This window comes from Cyanobacteriota bacterium, from assembly GCA_025054735.1.
In the GTDB taxonomy this organism is placed as follows: domain Bacteria; phylum Cyanobacteriota; class Cyanobacteriia; order SKYG9; family SKYG9; genus SKYG9.
Window position 1 is genome coordinate 1 of record JANWZG010000275.1, and the last position, 5422, is coordinate 5422.

Genomic DNA, 5422 nt, shown 5'->3' on the forward strand with positions numbered 1-5422 from the left:
ATTACCTGCATTTACGAACTGCCTATTGCTTTCTATCGCACGAGCCAGACCATTCAGCAGGAGGAGGCCGATCGCTTTCCCCAATTTGCCCAGGCACTAGTGGCAGCCCGTGAACCATCGTGGAAGATTAAGCGCAAATATCAAGAACTTCAGCTAGCTGATCGCATCATCGTTCCCTCTAGTTTTGTACTGGCTTCGGTCACCAATGAGGGCATTCCCCCAGAGCGCATTACCGTTATCCCCTATGGCGCACCGATCGACTACTTTCAACCCCAACCTAAGCCTGACTCTGTATTCCGCGCTTTATTCGTAGGTCGAGTTGGGCCTCGAAAAGGTGTGCACTACCTGCTAGAGGCATGGCGATCGCTGCAGTTGGTCAATGCCGAGTTGATGATGGTTGGCATTAATGAGTTTCCCTCTGATTGGTTTAGCCGTCACGCTGAGCGCGTGCACTACTTGCCCTCTGTACCCCATGCTAGTCTTCAGCAATATTACAGCCAAGCCTCGGTGCTAGTGTTGCCCTCTTTGGTTGAAGGCATGTCTCTCGTACTGTTAGAAGCGATGGCCTGCGGCATTCCTCTAATCACCACACCCAATGCGGCTGGCTTGGATTTGATTACCGATGGGGTTGAGGGTTTTATTGTGCCTATTCGGGATGTGGATGCGCTGAAGACGCGGTTAGAGTGGTGCTATCAGCATCCTGAGCAGTTGGCAGCCATGGGACGCAATGCTCGTCGCAAGGCAGAGGAATTAAGTTGGACGCTTTACCGCGATCGTATCCGACAAACTGTGATGGCTGCGTTATCGTGATGTAGGTAGACCCTTGGGCTTGAAATGGGTAAATTCATGGCTTCACGGCAACGACTGCTCTTAGCAATCATCTTTAGTTTGGCTCTGGCAGTGGCATTGGCTGGCAATTGGCTGTTCAGTGCCAGTAGTGCTAGTCGTCAAAGCACCTTCTCAACCGTTGTCGCTAACGTCACAGAAACCTCTGCCCAACAACAGCCAGTTACTTTTATCCCTCCCCCTAAACCAGCAACCCCGCCCGCTGTGGATATGGCTCGATTGATGCACCATGTCCAACGTCTCAGCTATGAGCGGGTACAAAACCGCGATCGTGCTCGTGCTCGTGCTTACATTACCCAAGTCCTCACGGCGGCAGGCTGGCAAGTGGTTGAGCAATCCTTTGGGAATGGCGGAGTCAATCTAGTGGCCGATCAGCCATCAGCAGTTAGACCTGTTAAGACTCTGCTAGTTGGTGCCCACTATGATACTGTGCCGCGATCGCCTGGTGCTGATGACAATGCCACTAGCCTCGCAACCCTGTTGGAACTAGCCCGTCTACTGCGGCCTATTTCCCTATCTGCGCCACTACGGTTAGTCGTCTTTGACCAGGAAGAAATTGGTCTACTAGGCAGCACTGCCTTTGCAGCCCGTGCTGACAACCTGAGAGGGCTAAAAGCTGCTGTCATTATGGATATGCTTGGCTATGCTTGCTATCAACCCGGTTGCCAGCGCTATCCTGCTAGCGTGCCAGCTAATCTGCCCAATAGCACTGGGGATTTTTTAGCTGTGATTGGCAACGAGGAAAATGCTGAGTTATTAGCAGCCTTTATCACCCCCGATCGTGCCCAGTCCTTTCAAATCAATCGGCTCCTAAATCTACAGTATCAGCCATCTACAGATCGTCTGCCAGCAGTAATAGCCTTACCCGTGCCATTGCGCGGCATCCTGACCCCAGACTTGTTGCGCAGTGACCATGCACCATTTTGGCAGCAACAGATAGGGGCTGTTTTGCTCACGGATACAGCGAATTTTCGCTCGCCCCACTATCATCAACCGACAGACACTCCACAGCACATTGATCAAGCTTTTTTTGCTAAATCAGCTCAGTTGGTTGTCGATGCCACCGTCAACTTGTTGCAGCAGCTTCAATAGCATAAATTTACACCTTACTCATTAAGCAATAATGTTTATCAGGATGTGCTCCTAGAGTAGGGAAACGTAGCAGAAACGGTTGGTTAGGACAAATTATTAGGACAAATTAATTACCGTTAGGGCTACTCGTGAGGACTTGAGTCTTCACTACTAGCGTCTTAACCATATCTTAACTAGATCGCGTATTGCTACAGCAAAAAGGAGCACGGTTGTAACAACTCAAATCGAGATTGGTTTATGCTTGAAAAGCCTTGTCTCAAGAGACTTCTGGGCATTTTCTCAAGCTTTTTAATTTGCTGGTTGCTTAACGAAATATTAACTACTTCTGGCATGGTTTCTTTACCTAAGTGTGGGACGGTATGCATGGCTGTGTATCCAGTTTACGTCTCTAGATTGCCTACTGGGTTCGCAGTTAGTTTACTTACCAATCTTCCTTAACCTCAAAAACTATGGCAGGTAATCACGTTATCTTTTTCCACCCAGATGGCATTAGTCCTTCCGTGTGGACTGCTGCCCGTGCCCTCACGGCTGGCCCCGATGGTAGGCTGAACTGGGATCGCATGGACAACTCTGGGGTTTACCTGGGGCACATGCAAGACCAACTAACAGGTACCTCCAATGGTGGGGCTGTGACCCATGCTACAGGGGTCAAGGTTTATGCAGAATCCTTTGGGTTAGATCGGCAGCGGGATGCCAATGGCCAACCGATCGACCTAGACCCCTCTCCTACAGTTGTGCGATTCATTGACCAGCCCCTGACATCTCTCTCTGGGCGCACCAATCGCACCATTATGCAAGAAGCAGTGGAAGCCAACAAAGCCACTGCCCTAATCAACTCTGGTTTCATTGCTGAACCGGGTACGGGTGCGTTTGCTGCTCAGGTAGGCTATGCTAACGTTCCGGCTGGGGCAACGGGTTTTAGTGTGTTCCCCCGCGCTCAGTTTGCAGAAATTACTCGTCAGGTTGTCGAGTCTGGCATTGACATTATTCTTGGGGGTGGTGAACTGCACTACTTGCCTGAAGGCACAACGGGTCGCCATGTGACGGCGGCAATCGACGCTAACCCTGCAAACCGCGGTTCTAGCAACCGTCCTAGCACTAACCTCATCACTAGGGCGCAGCAGTTGGGCTACACCGTAGTGTATACCAGAGATGAACTGTTCGCGCTGCTAGCCCAAGCTAACCCACCCCAAAAGGTGCTTGGTATTTTTGCTGCCATTCACACCTTTAACGACTTCCCAGAAGAACGGCTTACCACTGTTGGAGCGACTAGCGGTAGTGAGGCAGCCCTAGGGCGTAGTGCCAGCACTACTAACCCAGCTCCCTTTTACGTGCCGACGGCTCCCACTGCGGCTGAGATGTTGGAGGTCGCACAGAAGCTAATGGAGCGCAACCCCAAGTTCCGCAATGGCTCTCTCGCGATCGTAGAAGAAGAAGGTACAGACAACTTTGGTAATGTCAACAATGCCCCAGGGATGCTGGAAGCTGCTAAGCGAGCGGATGCGGTCTTAGGGGTAGCGATGGATTTTATCAAGAAATATCCTAATACCCTACTACTGACGGCAGCAGATAGTGAAGCAGGTGGTTTGCAAATTTGGCAGTCTAGCCCGGTACAAAGTCCTACAGCCAATGTGGGTACGATCGGTGCTAACCCGGTGTCTGGTGGTGCGAGCAGCATCGTTTCTGGCGACCCAACCTCTACTCCTGTTAGCTTTAGTAACCCCTTAGATGGTGTACGCGGACAGAACACACCACCGTTTATTTCTGCACCTGACCGCAATGGTAACACTTACCCCTTTGCCATAGCATGGTCAGGCACACCCGACTTTGCGGGGGCGATTGTCGCCAAGGCCCACGGTCTTAACGCCGATAAGCTGCCAGAAACTGTGGACAACACTGATATATATCGGTTGATGTATGAAACCCTGTTTCCAGAGCGCGGCCCCCTGCCTGCCAAGCGTGTAGGCCCAACCCCTCCGCTGCCAACTCCTCCAATTGGCAGAACACCAGCGGCCAATGCCCAAGGCAATGTTATCTTCATTCACCCCGATGGTGCGGGCTATACTCTGTGGGGTGCAGCACGGATGAAGACTGTAGGTGCTGATGGTCGCCTGCACTGGGATACCATGTCCGACTCTGGTGTGTATGTGGGGCACCTGAGCGATCGCCTCGTGGGTAGCTCTGACGGTAGCGCGGTCACCCACGCCATGGGGGTGAAGGCCTGGGATGATTCCTATGGCTTCCAGCCCGATGGCACAACCCTATACCGCCCGTTATCTGGAGCAGCTCCTGGCACAACAATCCTAAAGGAGGCCTTGGCGGCTGGTAAGGCGATCGCCATCATCAACACTGGGATCATTGCGGAACCTGGGTCTGGGGCATTCCTTGCCCAGGAGGCAAATCGGGCAAATGCTGCTGCCATTACTCGGCAAATTATTGAAACTGGTAACCCTAGCCGTCCAGGTGCCCGCGCCGATGAGCGGATTGTCATCCTAGGAGGTGGCGAACTGAACTACCTGCCTGCGGGTACAACTGGTCGGCACGTAACGGCAGCAATTGATGCAGCCCACCCTGCTAGCATCTATCGTCCCACCCAGAACTTAATTACGCTGGCACAAAGCTATGGGTTCACGGTCGTCTACACCCTGGCTGAGTTGCAGGCAGCGACCGCAAACCCAGCGACAGCTCCTCGGAAGCTGTTGGGCATCTTCTCGGCAGATGATATGTTTGACGATCGTACCGAGGAAGCACTACGGCGCAACACGGCAACACCGTTGGATCTCTATCGGGCTGATAACTATAGCACCAGCAGCACTGCCAACCCCACTCGTGCCAACAACACCACCCCTTCTACACTGCCTGCACCGCCTACCCTAGCGCAGATGTTGGATGCTGCCTTGCGGATTGTCTCTCAAGATCCTGACGGATTCATGATTGTTGCTGAAGAAGAGGGGCCTGACAACTTTGCCAATGCTAACAATGCAGTTGGGGCTATTGAAGCTGTCCGGCGGGCAGATGAGGCGATCGGCATTGCTATGCGCTTTGTTGGCGACAACCCTAACACTCTAGTACTGACCACTGCCGACAGTGAAGCTGGTGGCTTACAGGTCTTCCAGCCTGTACCCTTTGCCCCTGGCTATCCAGTGCCACCCGCCACCTTGGCAACTCCGCCCACTGTGCCCGTCAACCCCACTGGCTTACCCTCGACAACTACCCCTCAAATGCCTGTGGATGGTGAGCGTGGACGGACAGGCCCTTGGCTGGCCTTCGACTCCCCAGCAATCCTGGCGGATCCAGCTCAAGGTCGTCAGCCCTTTAGTGTTGCTTGGGCGGGTACTCCCGACTTTGCGGGTTCCATCCATGTCAAGGCCCATGGTCGCAATGCGAATCTGTTGCCCCAGACAGTAGACAATACGGATATTTACCGCTTGTCCTATCTCACCTTGTTTGGACGCTCCCCTGATCCAACTGTCCTGCGTCGGGA

3 protein-coding genes are annotated in these 5422 nt (G+C 52.9%); all 3 read left to right on the forward strand.

What is annotated here, in order from left to right; translation table 11 throughout:
- The coding region (locus NZ772_12930) for a glycosyltransferase family 4 protein (GenBank protein MCS6814454.1) at positions 1 to 810 on the forward strand (810 nt) is incomplete at its 5' end.
- A 36-nt stretch (positions 811 to 846) separates the two neighbouring features.
- Positions 847 to 1938 carry a M28 family peptidase gene (locus tag NZ772_12935; protein MCS6814455.1) on the forward strand — a complete coding sequence of 364 codons (1092 nt, stop codon included), beginning with the start codon at positions 847 to 849 and terminating at the stop codon, positions 1936 to 1938.
- Positions 1939 to 2387: 449 nt separating this feature from the next.
- On the forward strand, positions 2388 to 5422 hold a 3035-nt coding region (locus tag NZ772_12940), incomplete at its 3' end, for an alkaline phosphatase (GenBank protein MCS6814456.1).